The 18,711-nt window shown below is 29.6% G+C and carries 12 protein-coding genes; 9 read left to right on the top strand and 3 right to left on the bottom strand.

Annotated features, from left to right (window positions below; all coding sequences use genetic code 11):
- Window positions 1-47 precede the first annotated feature (47 nt).
- Window positions 48-1,946 carry an LTA synthase family protein gene (locus CSE16_RS13980; RefSeq protein WP_099424470.1) on the top strand — a complete coding sequence of 633 codons (1,899 nt, stop codon included), beginning with the start codon at window positions 48-50 and terminating at the stop codon, window positions 1,944-1,946.
- 88 nt (window positions 1,947-2,034) lie between these two features.
- Here CSE16_RS13980 and CSE16_RS13975 read toward each other — a convergent pair whose 3' ends face one another.
- A complete protein-coding gene (locus CSE16_RS13975; protein ID WP_099424469.1) occupies window positions 2,035-2,214 on the bottom strand; it encodes a DUF2759 domain-containing protein in 180 nt (59 codons plus the stop codon).
- A 318-nt stretch (window positions 2,215-2,532) separates the two neighbouring features.
- Here CSE16_RS13975 and CSE16_RS13970 point away from each other — a divergent pair, with 318 nt between their 5' ends.
- Window positions 2,533-3,186, top strand: a complete 654-nt coding sequence (locus tag CSE16_RS13970; RefSeq protein WP_099424468.1) for an MBL fold metallo-hydrolase — start codon at window positions 2,533-2,535, stop codon at window positions 3,184-3,186.
- A gap of 77 nt (window positions 3,187-3,263) precedes the next feature.
- Here the strand turns inward: CSE16_RS13970 and CSE16_RS13965 are convergent, their stop codons facing one another.
- Together CSE16_RS13965 and CSE16_RS13960 are read right to left on the bottom strand one after the other, a co-directional pair.
- A complete protein-coding gene (locus CSE16_RS13965; protein WP_099424467.1) occupies window positions 3,264-3,506 on the bottom strand; it encodes a DUF2626 family protein in 243 nt (80 codons plus the stop codon).
- A gap of 122 nt (window positions 3,507-3,628) precedes the next feature.
- A complete protein-coding gene (locus CSE16_RS13960; protein WP_099424466.1) occupies window positions 3,629-4,327 on the bottom strand; it encodes a helix-turn-helix transcriptional regulator in 699 nt (232 codons plus the stop codon).
- Between the two features lie 231 nt (window positions 4,328-4,558).
- Here CSE16_RS13960 and CSE16_RS13955 point away from each other — a divergent pair, with 231 nt between their 5' ends.
- The 7 genes from CSE16_RS13955 to CSE16_RS13930 all read left to right on the top strand — a co-directional run bounded on the left by CSE16_RS13955 (window position 4,559) and on the right by CSE16_RS13930 (window position 18,709).
- Window positions 4,559-6,553 (top strand): ATPase, T2SS/T4P/T4SS family, encoded by a 1,995-nt coding sequence (locus CSE16_RS13955; RefSeq protein ID WP_099424465.1) that lies wholly within the window; start codon window positions 4,559-4,561, stop codon window positions 6,551-6,553.
- A gap of 10 nt (window positions 6,554-6,563) precedes the next feature.
- A complete protein-coding gene (locus tag CSE16_RS13950; protein WP_099424464.1) occupies window positions 6,564-9,170 on the top strand; it encodes a hypothetical protein in 2,607 nt (868 codons plus the stop codon).
- 21 nt (window positions 9,171-9,191) lie between these two features.
- On the top strand, window positions 9,192-10,808 hold the full coding sequence (locus tag CSE16_RS13945) for a site-specific integrase (RefSeq protein WP_099424463.1): 1,617 nt from the start codon (window positions 9,192-9,194) through the stop codon (window positions 10,806-10,808).
- Window positions 10,795-11,421: a hypothetical protein gene (locus CSE16_RS13940; protein ID WP_099424462.1), complete on the top strand. Its 627-nt coding sequence runs from the start codon at window positions 10,795-10,797 to the stop codon at window positions 11,419-11,421. The genes CSE16_RS13945 and CSE16_RS13940 overlap by 14 nt, the downstream gene beginning before the upstream one ends.
- 776 nt (window positions 11,422-12,197) lie before the next feature.
- Window positions 12,198-13,376, top strand: a complete 1,179-nt coding sequence (locus CSE16_RS21940; RefSeq protein WP_253896092.1) for an NACHT domain-containing protein — start codon at window positions 12,198-12,200, stop codon at window positions 13,374-13,376.
- Window positions 13,377-13,585: 209 nt separating this feature from the next.
- A complete protein-coding gene (locus CSE16_RS13935; RefSeq protein WP_253896091.1) occupies window positions 13,586-16,888 on the top strand; it encodes a hypothetical protein in 3,303 nt (1,100 codons plus the stop codon).
- 189 nt (window positions 16,889-17,077) lie between these two features.
- Window positions 17,078-18,709, top strand: coding sequence for a hypothetical protein (locus CSE16_RS13930; protein WP_099424461.1), 1,632 nt, complete (start codon window positions 17,078-17,080; stop codon window positions 18,707-18,709).
- Window positions 18,710-18,711: the final 2 nt, after the last annotated feature.

Below are 18,711 nucleotides of genomic sequence, written 5' to 3'. Positions count from 1 at the left end.
TAGAAATATAATAAAAACAAATTTAATTAATAGGAGGATGTTAGGATATGAAATCTTTTAAATGGCCTAAACATTCGATATTAGCGATTGCTATAATAGCAACTTGGATTAAAACGGTTATTGTATATGAAACAAGTTTTGATATGAAGTTAGAAAATATGATGCAAGTCTTTATTTTGATCATCAACCCGGTTAGCTTCTTATTATTCTTCTATGGCTTATCATTGTTTTTCAAAACGCAAAAGTCGAGAAATCGCTATATCTTAGGTGGAAGCATTGTGCTTGCTTTCGTATTATACGGAAACGTTGCTTTTTATCGTTTCTATAATGACTTTGTAACATTGCCAGTACTGTTCCAAACGAGTAACTTTAGTGGACTTGGAACGTCAGCAAAGGAAATTATTAATCCGATAGACATATTATACTTTATCGATGTATTCATTTTGTTAATCGCAATTAAATTTATTCCAAAAAATGAGGCTGGATTGTTACCAGTTCGTAAAGATGCGCGTAAAGCTTATTTTGTGATGGCAGCAGCAGTTTTCTTTTTAAATTTAGGTTTAGCAGAAACAGAACGTCCACAGCTTTTAACACGAAGCTTTGACCGCGAATTATTAGTGAAAAATATAGGGACGTACAATTACCATCTTTATGATATTTACATTCAATCAAAATCATCTGCTCAACGTGCATTAGCGGATGGCAGTGAATTAGTTGAGGTAAATAACTATATCCGTGCTAATCAAGCAGAGCCAAATGCCCAAATGCTTGGTAAATACGAAGGACGTAATGTCATTGCTGTATCACTAGAATCATTACAAACATTTGTTATTAACCAGGAAATGAATGGAGAAGTAATTACACCTTTCCTTAATTCATTAACACAGGACAAAGACACGTATTATTTCAATGATTTCTACCATCAAACGGGATTAGGAAAAACATCTGACTCGGAATTTATTTTTGAAAACTCATTATATGGTTTAGGTCGTGGTGCGGTATTCTTCACACATGGTGGTAATACGTACAATACGTTTGCCGAACGATTAGGGGAAAATGGATACTTCACAAATGTCATGCATGCCAATAATAAGTCGTTTTGGAACCGTGATATGATCTATCAGTCATTTAACATTGATAAATTTTATGATGTTGAGTCATATGAGGTAAAAGAAGAAGAGTCTGTAAACTGGGGACTAAAGGATATTCCATTCTTTGAACAGTCTGCAAAGCATATGGCGGAAATGCCACAACCATTTTATAGTCGTTTAATTACATTAACAAACCACTATCCATTCTATTTAGATGAAGAGGATGTTTTAATTCCAGAGTTTGATTCAAATTCGGGTACGTTAAATCGTTATTTCCAAACGGTTCGCTACTTAGATGAATCTGTTAAAAACTTCTTTGACGATTTAAAAGAGCAAGGCATCTATGAAAATTCGATTATTGTAATGTATGGGGATCATTATGGAATTTCTGAAAACCATAATAAAGCAATGGCGCAATATTTAGGTAAGGAAGAAATTACACCGATGGATAGTGCTTTATTACAATCGGTTCCATTATTCATCCATATTCCGGGTTCTAATGATGGACAAGTGATTGATAAAGTATCTGGACAATTAGATTTACGTCCGACGTTATTACACTTACTTGGTATTGAGACGTCGAAGGATATGCAACTAGGGGCAGATTTATTTTCAGAGGAACATGAAGACTTTGTTATTTTCCGTGACGGTCGTGTAATTACAGACGAGTTAGTATATGCGGGTGACGTTTGTTATGACCGTGGTACAGGGGAAGAAACTGAAATCGAAAACTGTCAGCCATTTATTGATCGTGCGACGAAAGAATTAGAATATAACGATGCGATAATTAATGGAGACCTACTTCGTTTCTATGATGAAAAGACAGGGAATTTAAAAACAGATTCTGTTAAATAAGAAAAAGCGTCTCTATATTGAGGCGCTTTTTCTTATTCTATGGAAAATAAAAAACATACCGCTAACATAAGCGATATGTTTTTTGCGATTAATGATGAGTTGGTGGATAGCCTTGGTTTAAAACCGTCATGATCACGAACCAACCAAAAACACCTGCAGCTGCTGCGTTAAAAGCAATTGCTAAAATGTTTTTTTCTTTGATTGATTGGAATACGCCAACTACGCCAAAAATTGCAACTAAACCGAAAATAACCATTAATAAGTTCATTAAAATTGACACTCCTTTTCGACATTAACAAATAATGTCGCTAACAATATTCCTCCTTTATTGTAAAGGTTTCCAGTTCGTTTGTCGAGGACTAAAAATGACGTTTATATGAACGAATGCTATAACTTATTTCAGCGGATATTCAAATATCCGCTGAAATAAGTTAAGCCTCCGGCGGATGTCACGGAATCGGAAAGGAATACTTTGTGCAAGAACAAAGCCGATTCCGGACGCAATTATGCCGAGGCATAATTGATTGGAAATAGAAAGTTGGTATAATGGAAAGGAAACAATTACTTAAAAATAGGAGGAATTATGATGGTTAACTATAACGTCCGTGTTTACCCACTTGGACCAATCCAAACAAATTGTTACATAGTGAGCAATAAAAAGAAAGAGTGCTTAATTTTTGATCCAGGTGAAGATGCGAATTTTATTATGAGTACGCTTCGTAAAAATGGGTTAAAGCCTCTAGCGATTTTATTAACGCATACTCATTTTGATCATATTGGTGCAGTTGACGCTGTGCGAGAAGGCTTTGAGAATCTGCCGCTTTACGTGCATGAAAAAGAAGTGAGCTGGCTGGCAGACCCGTTAAAAAATGGCTCAGGGAAATATGCAGAACTCCCAAATTACATGGTAAAAGCGCCAAATGAAGAGCATATTCTACGTCAAGAAGGACCGCTTACGATTAGTGATTTTACATTTGATGTAGCCTATACACCAGGGCATTCTCCAGGAAGTGTATCGTTTATTTTTAATGAGGATGGCTTTGCAATAGTGGGGGATACGCTATTTGAACGTAGCGTCGGGCGCACGGATTTAATCGGTGGATCGATGAAAACGTTAGTGCAGTCCATACATGATAAGCTATTGTCTTTACCAGAGGATACAATCATTTATCCAGGGCATGGCAATTACACAACGCCGGCAGCAGAAATGGATGCAAATCCGTTTTTAAATGGTTTTTAGACCAACACAACGTGACGGGCAGAACTCCGAAAACAAAAACCGACTAGCCCATTGACTAGTCGGTTTTGTTTTTCGTATTAGTGTCCTCCACCCGGTGTGTGTAAGAACGTTGTGTAGTACGTAAATCCTGCAAAGAAAACCGTTAAATATGCACCGAAAATGTACATGTACATGCGCTCTGAAAGATTTAAGAAGCCTAATAATAAAAATAAACCAGTATTACCTACGAATAATAGCGAAACCTCGTTCATACCACCAAGGTAGAACAAAACGGCGAAAATAGCAGTCCAGAATGCCATAACTTTATACATATTGCTCATTGAAGAATTCCCCTCCTTATAAATAGAATCGAATAATCTCTCATCTATTATAAAACATGAAGCGCTATAAAGTAAACTGCAACTTATGGAATAGTTGTGACAAACAAGTGGAATTTATTGACTTATTTTTGAATCGCGATTTTATAATTGCAAAAATCACATGAGTTTAGCATGCTTTCGAATTGAGAAAAAACTTCTGTTTCAAATAACATCTCTACTTGACCACGTAAATATGATTCGTGTAACGTACAAACAATTTCGCCATGGCGGGTAATTTGATCGTGGAATGGACAATTATAAATCGAGAAAATAAGCGTTTTTACGCCTTCGTTTTCAGTTACTTCCGGAATATAGCCGATAAGCTGTGCTGAATTTGTTAAAAGCTTGACTTTTTCATCAAATGGAAGTGGTAATCGATGTTTTCGTTCGATTAATAATTCATGGATGAATTGTTTGCCATCCTCATAACTGAGCTGCTTTGCTTTTTCTAAAGCAACATCACCTAACTCTGCAATTAAATCCAACGACCAATTTAATAAAAGAGAAGGATCACGTCGGGGGAAGCTTAATGAGATGCCGTCTTGTTTTATTTTATATACACGTCCTGGACGGCCACCTTTTCCTGTTTTTAAATATTCCGATGAAATTGCGCCAATTTCAGCTAGTTTCGTTAAGTGTAGTCGGGCTACGTTGGAATGAATTTTAAATTCTTCAGCAATATTTTGTACAGTAAAGTGTTTTTTATGTTGTAACATATACTCATAAATAGAAAATCTCGTCTCATCTGCTAATGTACTAGTTATTTTAATAGGATGTATCATTTTAATCACCTCAACCGTTCGTTGTTATTTATGTATGTATAATCTAAATTGATTTGAACCTTAGGATTATTTTACCTTATTTTGTAGTAAAAAGGTTGATTTTAATAGAAAACATTGTCCAAAAAGAAACTTTCTAGCTTTCGATAGGTTTTCAATATTTTTCAATATATAATAACGCTAAGATAGTTTTGCGGTACTATTCTTGAAAAAATGATGAAAAGAGGCGTCTTTATGGAACAAGAATCCATTATAAAACATAAGTGTGAGCAGTTACTGTTAAGGGCGAGCCATTTTGATGCATCAGATTTGCACTTATTACCAGGGGAACACCAGTACAAAATTATGTTTCGAAAGTATGGGCAATTTATTCATGCTGGCGAACTACAAAGTGATGTTGCAAACAGAATGATTTCTTATTTCAAGTTTTTATCCTCCTTAGATATTAGTGAAAAGCGAAAACCTCAAAGTGGTGCTTTTCAAAAACAGCTAAACAAACATTACTATTCCTTCAGAATTTCTACTTTACCATCTGCCTTTCAAAAAGAAAGCTTAGCCATCCGATTATTACGTCAAAATTATACACTTCCTATTGCAACCCTGTGCTATGATACCAAAACCGCCACGGAACTTTGTCAGCTTGTAACACAGTCGCAAGGTTTATTATTAATAAGTGGTGCAACCGGATCAGGTAAAACGACTTCATTGTATTCCCTCGTGCAATATTGTTCAAATGAGTTATCCCGCCACGTTATATCACTTGAAGACCCAGTAGAAAGTAGCCAAGAGCAACTGTTACAAATTCAAGTTAATGAGCGCGCGGGCGTTACGTATGCGACAGGGCTAAAAGCGATTTTACGCCATTCTCCGGATGTTATATATACAAATATGTTTAAAACGTTTAAAATTAGTATAAACACTAGTAATATAAAGTTTTATTTTGAACGAAGGGGAGGATTTTGTTTGAAAAATAAATTTTGTGTGATTCAAAGAGAGGTTTTAACGTTTGATAATACCAAGGAAACGAAAATAATAATGTCAATCCGATTTGCTAATTCTGAAATAGTTTATCCACACCCCATAACTAGATTTATTGAAGATATTCTAGAGCGTAGGAAATTTGAAATTAATACTATTAAAGCTTATGCGGAAGACCTAAAAGGATTCCTTAACTATATAGTTGAAGAGGAAGGTGACATAGGTTTAAAAGATATAAAAATTCAGCACGCTATCAATTATCTGAATTTTCTGAATGAAAGGATATATCTAAATCAGATAGGAGAATACACGTATAAAAGAAGAGCTAAAGTTTTAGAATGGTTTTTTAAATGGTTAAAGGATAAGGACTATCTAGATGAAAAACTACACTCTGATGTATATGCAAATATGTTTATTGAAAATAAAATGATTATCATAAAAAAGAACATGTTTGATCATCCTGAATATGGTTTGGTTTTAGCGAAAGAAGAAAGAACGGGGAATTTACTAGGCAGCGAAGTAATACATGATTTTCCTAATAATCGGATAGAGTATATGAAGACATTTCTAGAATTTACTTTGTCAGTTGTTCCTGAAATTGCTTTAGGTATTGCATTACAGTTTTTTGGAGGTCTTAGAAAAGGAGAAGTTGTAAACCTTACTATTGATGCTTTTCCAAAAACAATTACAAATAAAGACCCTTATTACATTGTAATAGTGCTAGATAGGTTTGATGAGATATTTGAGAATAAAATCTCTTCAGTACATGAGCAAGTAAAAGTTCCTAGAAACCAAATAGTTCTAAATTTAGGTATTGCACATGAGATATATACTCTACATCTTAAACGAAGAAATAAAATAAAAACAACTTCAAATGCAATGTTTGTTTCGGGTAAAGGAACTCCAATTTGTGGTCAAACTTATATAAAAAAATTTAATTATGTAAAAGAACTATTTTTAGATTATATGTTGATCAAAGATAGAAGAACTTATGAATATTTAACTCTTCATGAGTGGAGTTCTCATTTTGGGCGAGGAGTTTTTACTAATTTTTTATTAGATGATCTAGGGTGGGACTTAGAAGATGTTAGATTAATGCGTCATGACAAACGTGTGGATACAACTCAAATATATAGAGATAAAATAGTTCTAATAAATAAAGCAAAGACTATCCTAGATGTCATTCCTAAAATAATGCAACAAGAAGATATCGATCATTTAAAGAATGTTAGTAAAATGTTAAGGAAATAAGGGTGATTTGATGGATGAATTTATTACATTTAACAAAGTAAGACAATTATACGCCTATGGTTGTTCAAGTAAACGATTTGTTAATAAACTAGTAGAAAAAACTATTGTAAAGCGTAAAGCAGTTGGTAATAAAGTATTGTATTCAAAGGAGGACTTAGATAGATATGTTCAAGAAGTTGAACACATCATAAAGAATGGAGTAGCCTTAACTGATCTATCACTTCATTTATCTGGAATAAGTTCAAATAGTAATAACTTAAAAAAAGTTTATGAATTTGCTAAGGATATTGGCTTAAAAGAAACTAGACTACCTTTGAGAATCAATAACGAAAATGATATTTTTTATATGATGGAATCTATAAAAAAATTTCAAAATGATTTTATTTCAATAGATAATGCGTTTAATGAAAATGGAATGTACTCAGATCAATTAACATTTATTAAAAAGTTAAAAATTGAAGGTGTTAAGTTTTATGAGATGTTAAAATTTACAAAAACCACATTTATAAAAAAAAGTGATTCAAATAGTCTTATAAATATTAATGAGGTAATAGAATTAAATTATGCAATGCAACGGCTGAGTATAAATAAAGACTCATTTTATGCTGAGCTAAAGGATAAAAATATATTAACAATTAGAGGATTTAAAAAAAAAGTCTTTATAAAAAAAAATGACTTTAAAGTTTTATTGAATAAGCAAGCTCAATTAAGTGAAGAATTTGAAATGAATTACTATGACTTAGATGAGATAAAAGATTTAGTAAGAAATGAGGGATTAGTTAAAGAGAAAGGTGAGTTACTGGCATCGCTAACTAAAGTTGAAATCCCCAATTTATTGAGGACACAAAGATATAAAAATAAGTCAATTTTATATAATAAACAAGAATTTGATGAATATTTAAAAGTTTTACGGTTTAATAACGAATCAAAAAATATATTATTGGATTTCAACTTGGATAGCATAAGCACATACTTTGAATTATTAAAGTTAAATGGTATTGATATAAATGGCTTGAAAAACATAACTTGGAATGAGTGGTTCAAACATGTGAATTCAGAATTAAAATTCGCCAAAAAAGTGCGTGCGAGTACCAAAAATCTAATTATTAAGTTAAAGAATACGACTATAACTTTATATCAATTCAATAGAGGTAACGAGATATATGATTTCAAAAATGCAGAAATTAAATTAGCTCTTTTTAGTTCGGAAGTTCCAATAGTATATAGAATGGAAATCAGGAAGTTTTTGAATATTCTAAATAAAGTTCTGGTAACTAAAGGAATTAGAACTATTAACACTAGCGACTTAATTGTAGGTAGAGCAAGGGTGGGGTTAGAAACAGGGTTATATTCATATGAGGAGTATAAAATAATATATAATACAGTAAAAGACCTCTCAAGACATATAAGCTATATAATCAACAACAAGGTATTAAATAATCAAAATTCAGTATACATTGAGTTTTGGTTATATAGTTTACTCCACATTTTTACAGCATTACGCAGCCAAAATGCTATTGATTTCAAGGCTAACATCCCAGAATTACTCACAAAATATAATATTAAAACTATATATGATTTAAATGAAAGAAATATAACTGATGATACATTAGAAGAAATTATATTTTATGTGTGTAGTGTTACATATATACATACAAAAAATAACACAAAGGCTCTTATTTATTGTCCCGAAGAGCTTAAGAGATCTTTTGCATATGCTTTAATATGTTATCAGTTAAAAATGGCAAGCAGTAATATTGTAAAGGTTGGAGAAATTATATTGGAATCCAATAAATTTCCAGATAGTGTTGTAAATAGTTTTTTTGGAGAAAATATAGAGTTTAAATCAAAAAAGATGAATAAAACACTGATGACACTTGTGGACCAAGTTGAATCGGAAATATACAATAACTCAGTGGGAGAAGCTGCTGCAACTCTAAGAGGACATAAGAGGAATAGTGTAAGTACAGGGAAATATATTATTGTCACTCAGGAACGATTGGATGCAACACTTTCGGAAGTCTATGATATCGGTTTTTTTGGATATCTATATGAAAATCTAGTGAAATTTACAAAAAGTAATTTCGAAGAACTAGAGTTTGACAGTAAATATGAAATAATAAAAGGGATGAATAATATTTTTGGGGATACGTTAGAAATGCAACAAATAATCGAAGACATAATAAAATCTTCTGATAATGATATGATAGATATAAAAGATTATTTTGAGAATAACAATAAAACAAAAATTATAAATGATTATATGGGAATTGTATCTGGAATCAACATTAGTAAAACCAAAAATATTAGTTGTTTATTCAAGAACTGTGTTGATATGATAAGGGATTGTGAAAATTGTGTATTCCATGTACCTCATTTTTATTCAGTAAATGTTTTAATAAAAGAACTTTTTGCTAACCTGGAGCTATTTAAATCAATAGAGTTTTCAGAAGGAATGAATGGATATAAAAAGAAAATATATAATCTCATTATTAGAGATTTAAAGCAGTTAATATTTTTTTCCAAAAAATATGGTAAAGAATCTATAGAGTATTTAATGACCAAAGATTTTGATGAATTTAAGGGGCAGATGTTAAAACTACAAAAGCCTAAATAAATATCTTTGGAGGTGAATTTTTTGAATGATGGTGCATTAAGTATTTTAAATCATGAAGAGTTTGACGAGTATACTTTAGAAGTTACTGAAAAAACATTAAAAAAATGGGAAAACGCATCTAAGTATAATAGATGTAATATTAACGAAGATATATGGGAGATATTCTGTGAAGAAAACAATTTAATAATAACATTTAATTTCTCAAAAGTATCAACAAACTATAGTACTTCTTTAATTTTTAATTATGATGGAAATTTAAAGTTGCTTTTAAAATGTTGGGTAGCCAGTAATCTCTCTTTATATAGTTTGCGCAATATTGATCGCTCATTATATGTTTTGTGTGACTATATCGAAAAATCCTTATATCTTAATAAACTTAACACAGAAAGTTTGAGCTTATTATTCAAGAAGTTTTCAGACAATAAACAAAAAACTATTGCTATTTCAATTATCAATTTTGGTTTTTATGTTGAGGATTTACTTAAGGTAGAAGTTATAAATTATTTTTCTAAATTAAGTTTTAAGTATAATGACAACGTTAGATTGTTACCTAGTACGAAGTTTTTATTGATTTTTCATAATAAAATTAAAGAATTTGAAGGAATTATGAAAAAGAAACCTGTAAGGGTACAAATTTTACATTATTTAATTAAAATATGGTGGGAGTTATCGATGTTCGTTCCAATTCTGCCTATCGAAGCGGCCAAATTAAAATATAAAGACATAACTAAGGAAAACAACAAAATTTATTTAAAAATTAAAAGAAATAAAGCTTACAATAAAAGGGTTAATATTACAAAGGTGGTAATTCCTGAAAATTTATACAAGACTATCAGGAAATATTATAGAGAATCACGTGAATATGGAAGTTCAATTACGTTATTTAGTAGAAAATCTTTACCTATAATAGGAAAAAGGAATCAAAGATTACCTGAATATTTTAATAGAGGCAATCTAGATTATGCTTTAAAAAAGTATATTTCTATTGTTTTTAATAGCCAAGAGTTAGAAAATTATAAAGAAGATATCAAACTTTTCACACCAATAGTTACAAGGCATTTGGCAATTATAAATTTAGTGAGGCAAGGATATAATTCTCATGAAATTGCAGAGTTATCAGGGCATACATCAATATTTACACAAAACCATTATTCGTCGCACATCGAGAACTTAATTGATTTAGATTTAATAAATATATTTAATGCGTTTAAATATGATTCAGATTACAATGTGCATACGTTGTTTAGAACTTTTAAGAAGCGAATAGTAGCAGACAATGAATTGAATGAAAAAAAGCATGATGTATTGATAGGATTTTGCACTGAAGATGAAATGAAGTGTCCTGTAAAAAGTTGTTTTGATTGTGATTTTTGGAAAATTACTAAAAATGATGTACTTGTTTATAAAGAGGTATTGACAGAACATAGAAATAAAAAAATGGATGAGATAAAACTAGTTTTTTTTGAAATAATTTCTTTATTTAATATGATTCAAAATTTCAAAACAATGGTTGAGGTTGAAAAGCCTCTAGATAATGATCTAAAAATCAAAGCAAAAAAGCTGGAATCCTTAATGTTGCAGTATAAGAATTTTGAACAATTTTTCTGTTTAGAGGTGATTGAAAATGGGGAGAAATAAAATAGAGCTAGACGTTAAAATGGTAGAGGAATTTTTAGACACATATGTCGAAGAACATGGGAAAACTTCTAAACTAGAGTATAAAGAAGTTCATCTTTACTTTAACGATTTATTGGCTAAGGGTGAGTTTAAATATCCTAAAGATGAAATAAATATATCTTTTTGGAGAATCCCTAACAGACAAGGAAGAATTATTATCGATAATTATAATCAAAAAAGATTTGAAATAAAATATATTGATATAGATTTTCTTAAAGCCCTACATTCTATATACGATCTTAAGGATAATCCAACTAATTTAAAAAAATTATTGCAGCAATTAGAGAAAGATTATCTTGCGTTATTAAATAAACAAAAACCACTTGAGGAAAAAGTTGGCGTATTAAAAGATAAAATAGAAAAAATGAATTACAAAAATCATCACCTAGAAACAATACTTTTTTCTTTTAGTCAGAGTAATATTATGGATAAATCGAAACATCTAATGAAGATGCAGGAAGAATTTTTATTGAATATAGATAAGAATTTAATCAAAAACTTTAATTATAACATTCAGAATGTCATGAAAAATAACAGTGAAATTGAAGACTTGTTTAATGATTTAGAAGATTAGTATCCCCCTCTGTTTAAACTTATCGACATTAACCACTTTATTTGAAACGATGAACACGGGTGTACATCATTGGTGAATAAATAACAAGCTATTATCGAAATGTACAAAGAACTTTATGAAGCAGCTAAAAACTTGAATAAAAATACTGTAGTTTTTTAAACATATTTTTCAAATGAATCTGCAACTCGTTGTACCTGCTCAAAAGAATTAACTCGTTATTTTCAAGTAAACTGTCTATTGCTTTGTAGCATCGGCGTAGCTGGATCAAAGTAAAAAATCAAAAGAGGCGAAGAAATACACATTACATACTAAAAATGACGTGGGAAATATGCAGAATTTACTTTAGACGAAGTGATAGAAGGAACAACAGATAACTTTGATGTTATTGAAATGGATAAACAAAAGCATGAATATATATCCGTAACGAAAATATTAAAATTCTTGGTAATACTCATAAAAAGCGTAGTTTTGAAGATGAAAATACACAAAGGAATTTTATCAATGACAGTAACAAACGAACAACAGCTAATTCAGGTGGAAACCAACTGACCTAGTGATTAGAGCGGCAATCATTAATGGATATCCAAATTGATGGTTAACTAGGAGACTTTATAAAAGTTATGCGAGTGCTGCAAAAGTTTCCTGATAGTCATGAAACTTGGTAAAAAGAGCAACTTAATTTTTACAAAATTAATAATTCAACCTTAAAACACGGAAAGAAAGATGTCTGCCATAGAGCTAGAAGAATAATAAAAAATAAATTAAGAGGTTATATTATGTATAAAGATATAGCAATTAACTGGAATGTATTTCAATATAAGTTTACCGTAAATACTAGAGACGCATTTGAACATTTCTCGTATATACTCTTTTGTAATGAGTTTAAAATTGAAACAGGAATATTTAGATACTTTAATCAGCCATATGTAGAAACTTTACCTGTGAAAATTGGAGACGAATGGATTGGATTTCAAGCGAAATATTACGATGCAACGACAAGTATTGCCGATAAAAAAACGGAATTAAATAATGCAATTGAAGGTGCAAAAAATAAATACCCTGAAATCGATAAATTTATAATTTACACAAACAAAGAACTAAGTACTAGTAGCAAGAAAGATACAGTTAAACCTAAATATCAAGAAGAAATTGAGGAATATGGTCTTGAGAGAGAGATCTTAGTGGAATGGCGAGTCAAAAGTAATTTTGAAATAATGTTGATGAAGCCAGAATTAGAACTTATTAGGGATTATTTTTTTAATCCAGATTCGGGGATTAAGGGATATTTAGCTCAAACTAAACTTCACAGTCAAAATAAATTGGAAAATATAAAATCGACTATAATCTATAAAAATCAAGAACTTAAAATTAAAAATAACAAATTCAATCCCACTTCTTTTTATGAATCTGAGAAACCATGTTTAATTATTCATGGTGATGGAGGTTCTGGGAAGTCAGGTTTTGCAAAAGACTTATTAGAAAATGAAAGCGGGGCTACTATTGCTTTTAAAGCAACAGATTTTGATGTTACTACTTTTGCAGAATTTTCAAGGAAATTTGGAGACTATACTTTTGAGGATTACTTAAAACTGTATAAAGATGCAGAGAGAAAAATTTGTTTAATTGATTCAACTGAAAAAACCTTAATAATGAATAACCGAGATACATTTATTGAGTTTGTGAAATTATTAATCAAATATGGGTGGAAAATTATATTCACAATTAGGACAGTACACAAAGATAATTTTATTAATACTTTTTTATATGGGACAGGTTATCAAGAATTAAAGATAGAGACTTTAACAAAAATAGAATTACAAAATTTATTACAAGATTCAGATATCCTACTTCCAAAAGAAGAGCCATATATAAATCTAATATGTAATCTTTTTTATTATATATGGAGATTGCATGTGAAAATAGTAGTGATATTTCTACAATGGAAAAATTTATAGAAAGCATCTGGACATATAAAATTAAAAGTACAAACTATTATAGACAGTTGGAGATTCGTAGAGAATAAACTATTTATAATATAGTCCTATCTTGTGCAAATAAAGGTGAATATTATTATGAATATCAACTAAATGATGATTCAGAAGCAATAGAGGGACTTAAAGAAGATGAAATATTATTTTATGATGAAACTATGAGAGGATATTCTTTGAGTCATGATATTTATGAAGAACTTGTATTAAACCATATATTTGAAGGGTTATACAAGAAGAAAGTTGACTGCAAAAGTTTCTTTGAAGAAGTTGGAGATAGTTTAATTGTTAGGAAAAATCTGCGATTATGGCTTAAAGAGAAGCTAGTACAAGAAACAGAAAGAATTACAGATTTTATCCTTGAAATATTTTATTCTAATGAAGTTTCTACTATATGGCAAGATGAAATTTTGGTAACTTTGATGAGTATTGAAGATTACAAAATTTCATTAAATCTTATAGAACCTATACTAGCTAAAGATGAATATAAATTATTTTATAGAGCATTATTTTTATTAAATACGACTTGTAGAATTATAAATAATAATTTTTGGGATAAAATTCTTAATTCTGAAGAAAAAAAGTCAGTAAACCTGTATAGATCTACAAAACCAACTGGTGCAGGATGGAGATATACTTTTAATTTTATTAATGAAAATTTAACAACAATTAAATGGAATCCTCAAAATATAATGTTAGTAACTGAATGCTTATTTAATTGGACTTTGCATAACGTAAAAGGAATCGAAACTAAGCATGCAGGATTAATTGCATTATATTTATATGAACAAGTAAAAACTGAAAAATCTTTAACCTATAAGCTTAATGATAAAAAGATAGAGAAAATAAATAATGTGATATTATCAAGTGCCTGGGAAATTGATGGCGAGCTATCTGTCATCGTAGAAGAGGTAACTGCAGATACAAGTTTCAATCATATGCATAAATATTATGATTTGTGTAAGCAAGCATTATCTAATGTATATAATTGTGGGAATTTAGCTGACTCTAATCCAAAATTAATTTTTGCTTTAGCAAATAAATATTGGTTTTTTAAAAAAAAGAACGTATTTTATAATTCTCATGAAATTGAAGATTCTTTTGGGTTAAATGATTTAACAAGTCGCGAATATTATCCATCTAGTGCTTTTCAAACTCCTATATTTAGATTATTACAGTCCAGCCCTTGGGAAACAATAGATTTCATTATTAATTTGTTCGATAAGATAACTCAAGATTATTGTAGTTCAGAATTAGTAAATAAGTATGATGAAACATTAACAATAAAAATTACTTTACCTAATGGGAAAGAAATAGAGCAAATAGCTAGTCAACGCCTGTGGTTAATGCATAGAGGTACACATCCAGCCCCTAATTTACTTGAAAGTATTCTAATGGCATTAGAGAGATGGTTATTACTAGTTCTAAAAGATATCCCAGATGTTTTGGAGAATATTTCTATAAAATTATTGAGTTCAAAATCAGCAGCCTTAACCTCAGTTGTAGTGAGTTTAGTGGAAGCATATCCTCAAAGGTTATTTAAAATTGCATGTATTTTAATTCCATCAAAAGAGATTTTTGTATTAGATAAAATTCGAGCTTCTCATGAATTTAGCTCGAATTTTTTGAAAGATGTAGTTCCAGCTAATAAATTATATACAGATGAGAGAATAAGGACTAATAACCAAGCCTTTAGAAAGAAAATACTAGAAGATGTAATTCTTGAATATCAATTAAATTTAGAAGAAGTATCAGCAGAATTTTTAGAGGAAAGAAATAAAATTTTGTATAGCCAACTTGATAAAGTTTTCGAAAAAATAGAACAATTTGAAGAAATTTTCCAATTTGCATACTATAGAATGGATATCAGAAAATTAAAGCCGGACATTACTAATTCCATTGAAAAAGATGGAGATATTTATATGCCATTGGTTACTGAATTACCAAAGTCATTAACTGAAATTCAAAATCAACAAAGTAAGGAACGTAAGGAAAGGTTAAATGGCGTAGATTTAAATATGTGGGCAAAATTTAGGTTTGAAGAAAATCTGTCGGAATATGAAAAATATAGTGATTATGAAGAAAATCCGTCTCTAGCTTTTCATAAGGCTAAAGAAATTTTTGAAAGTAAAGATAGTAATTTTCTTTCATTAATAAATTATGCCCCTATATATACCTTTGTTGTCCTTTTTAGAGATTTTAAGGAAGAGATTTCTGAGGAAGAAACTATTTACTGTTTAGAGAATATTTTAGGTTATATTAATTCAAATATCGGTACATTTAATATGAAACAAGTTGGAACAGGAATCGATGCATGTATTGATGTTTTACCATTAATAATAAGTGAAGCACAAAATGATGTGATTTTAAAAGAATCGTTTTTTATATTCCTACTATTGATATTAGATTCTAATGAAGTAGCAATTAAGGCATTTTCTAATAAAATGTGGAATTTAAATGACATAAAATCTTTAGAGATTATCAGTTGTTATATGGAATTGAAGTCCATTTATGATTTATCAGTTAAAATTTATAATGGAATTACACAAAATGAATTTTTAAATCAGCATAAGCAGACAATTTATTCTATTTTAAATAGGTCATGTTTTGTTCCGGACGATTTCTCAACATTAAATTATTCTGAACTACTAAGTTTGAGTATGTGCTTATCTCCGTTTCATGAAGAAACAAGGGATATGACAATTGAAATTGGAAAGGTTATTTGGGAAACATTATTTAAGGAAGAGCGTAAGAGAAGAGATGATTTAAAAAGAAATATAGAAGTTGAGATGAAATATATCCAGTGGTTGGCGGAATATATTATGTCTATTCCACTATTAGAGCAAAAAAGACTTATAAAGCATTTATCTTCAAATATCAATAATGTTGAAGTTTTTGAATGGCTTTTAAGAGACATTATTTTTATTCAAGATAAAGTCAATAAATATGATGATTTTTGGAATATATGGAGTCAATTACAACCGGTTGTAATTTCTCTATGTAGGCAAACTGAACAAAGAGACAGAGATATATCTTCTAGAGAATATTACGATGATATTGATAAAATTGTAAGAACATATTTATTTGCGTTCCCTTGGTGGGGCGAAAAAATGAAATCTTGGCATTCTTTAAAGGAAGAAAGACATTTATTCTTCAGGCATATGAGTTATGAAATTGGTTTTAAGCCGAGTGTTTTGTACTCTATCAGTAAAGTTTTAAATAGTGTCGGTTATAATTTCTTATCACAAGGAATTGAATGGTTGTATGTGATTATTAAAAATAATTCACATTTAGAACATAAAAAATTAGAAGTAAATACAGAATATTATATAGAAGAGTACATGCAGCGATATATAGAAGAAAATCGATTGATTTTCAAAAGAACCCCTGCTTTACGCAATAAGGTAATAACTATTTTGAACTTTTTAGTTAATAGAGGTTCTACTGTTGGGTTTATGTTACGAGAGTCTATTGTTTAAAAGGGGAAGCAGGTACTATAAATTATTAGCTAATGACATTAAAAGATATATAGAGGGGCATTAAATAATGCTCCTTTTTTATTAATCCATAAATATCGAATCACTATTTTTTATAAAATTGCATATTTCTATTAATTTTTAATTTAATGAAGTTTATTAAGAAAGCTATTTGCTAGGAGGAATTATTTTATGATCAATCTTGACTTTACAAAAAGTGATTTCACAAAATTTTATAGAAAAATTTTGTGTACAGAGTGTAATGAATTTTCAATTCGTATGCTTAAAGGGGATATAGTAGAATGCTTTAATGGTTGTGAGGTACACCTAGAAAAATTGGAAGAAGATAATTTTAATGGTTTTTTTAATAGAGATGAGATTGAAGAATTGTTTTACTTTAACGAAAAAATTCAACTAGAACACTTCCTGAAATTTTCAAAATCTATTTCTTTTGGAAATATTAGAAAAGAAGAAGGGGATAGACTAAATTATCTTTTTGAAAAGAAAATGTTTACAGAGATTGATATAGATGATTTTGTTGTAAACTATATGATTAAAGAAGGAAAAACCGCAATTCCAGAAAAGCCAACTAACTTTGGATTTATAGTAAATTTAATAGAGGATATTCATTATTTCCTTGTGAGAGCATGCCAAGATTTAGCTCTTTTTGATATTACCCTTGAAGTTAATAAAACTAAAGAGGATCGCCCTTTTTATTCGGCAAGGTTTTTCTTTTATAACGCCATCGAAGCTATATGGTATGCATTTGAAAGATTAGTAGTATATATAGGTTTGAAATATGGATTCAAATTCAAAAGTAAAATAGAGGCGAATAAAACTTATAAAATAATCGATTTTCTTTCTAAGGAATTAGATGAAAAAACTACACCAATTTATAAAGAGCTATTTAGTTATATTCAAAATAGTACCAAGCATATTAGTTCTATCAGAAATAATAATACTCATAATGCTTCTATTCATATTCAAGAAATAAATAGAAAATCATCGGATAGGAATGCTAAAAAATTATTTATGGAAAAAAGTGCTAACTCCTTTGATGGTGTTTATCTAAAACCCAAAGTAAGTAAAACTATTTTGGCAATAGAGCAATTATATTCGGTTTTATTAGAAATTGTTAAGGATGCTAAGATAAGTTGTAATCAATTTGATAGTTTACAGATTCCGATGAAGAATGAATATGAAAAGCATACTTTACATGAGATACAGATGAATGAGAAATTTAATATTAAAGGGATTGATTTAAAGAAAAAGGCAGTTTTCAATATTTTACTTAAACTTCCAAAAGGAAATAAAAAAAATAATTTGGAACTTCAAATCTTGTGGGATATTTTCTTTAGACTTGAAGAAATACAAAAATGTATTTTTGATGTTTATAGATTAGAAAATAATACTTTTGTAGGATATTGGAATGATGTTTTAGGAATAGATATCTCGGGTTTTATTGACAAGCGAATGTTTATAAATGCTAGTATGTCTAGAATTTATGCTACGTTTGATAAATTTTCACAGTATTATGCTTCTACAAGAGGTATAGAAAATTTAAAATACTTTAAAGACTTGAAATCGGTCACTTTTAACAGTAATGATGAAGTATTAAATACTGTTAAAAGAATTTTAAATAGTGATGAATATTTGGGTTTGTCTAAATTTAGAAACAGGATAGCGCATAATTTGAGTGCAGGTATACTATATGGGGAGATCGGATTAAAAAGTGAAAATGCTCTCATCTATTATTGTATTAATAAATTAATTAATGACTGCTTCGACTTAATATTCGACGAAGCACAACAAAAATTGGAGTAATA

Source organism: Solibacillus sp. R5-41 (assembly GCF_002736105.1).
In the GTDB taxonomy this organism is placed as follows: Bacteria; Bacillota; Bacilli; order Bacillales_A; family Planococcaceae; genus Solibacillus.
The sequence above is the reverse complement of the archived record's forward strand: the minus strand, read 5'-3'. Positions and strand labels throughout refer to the sequence as shown.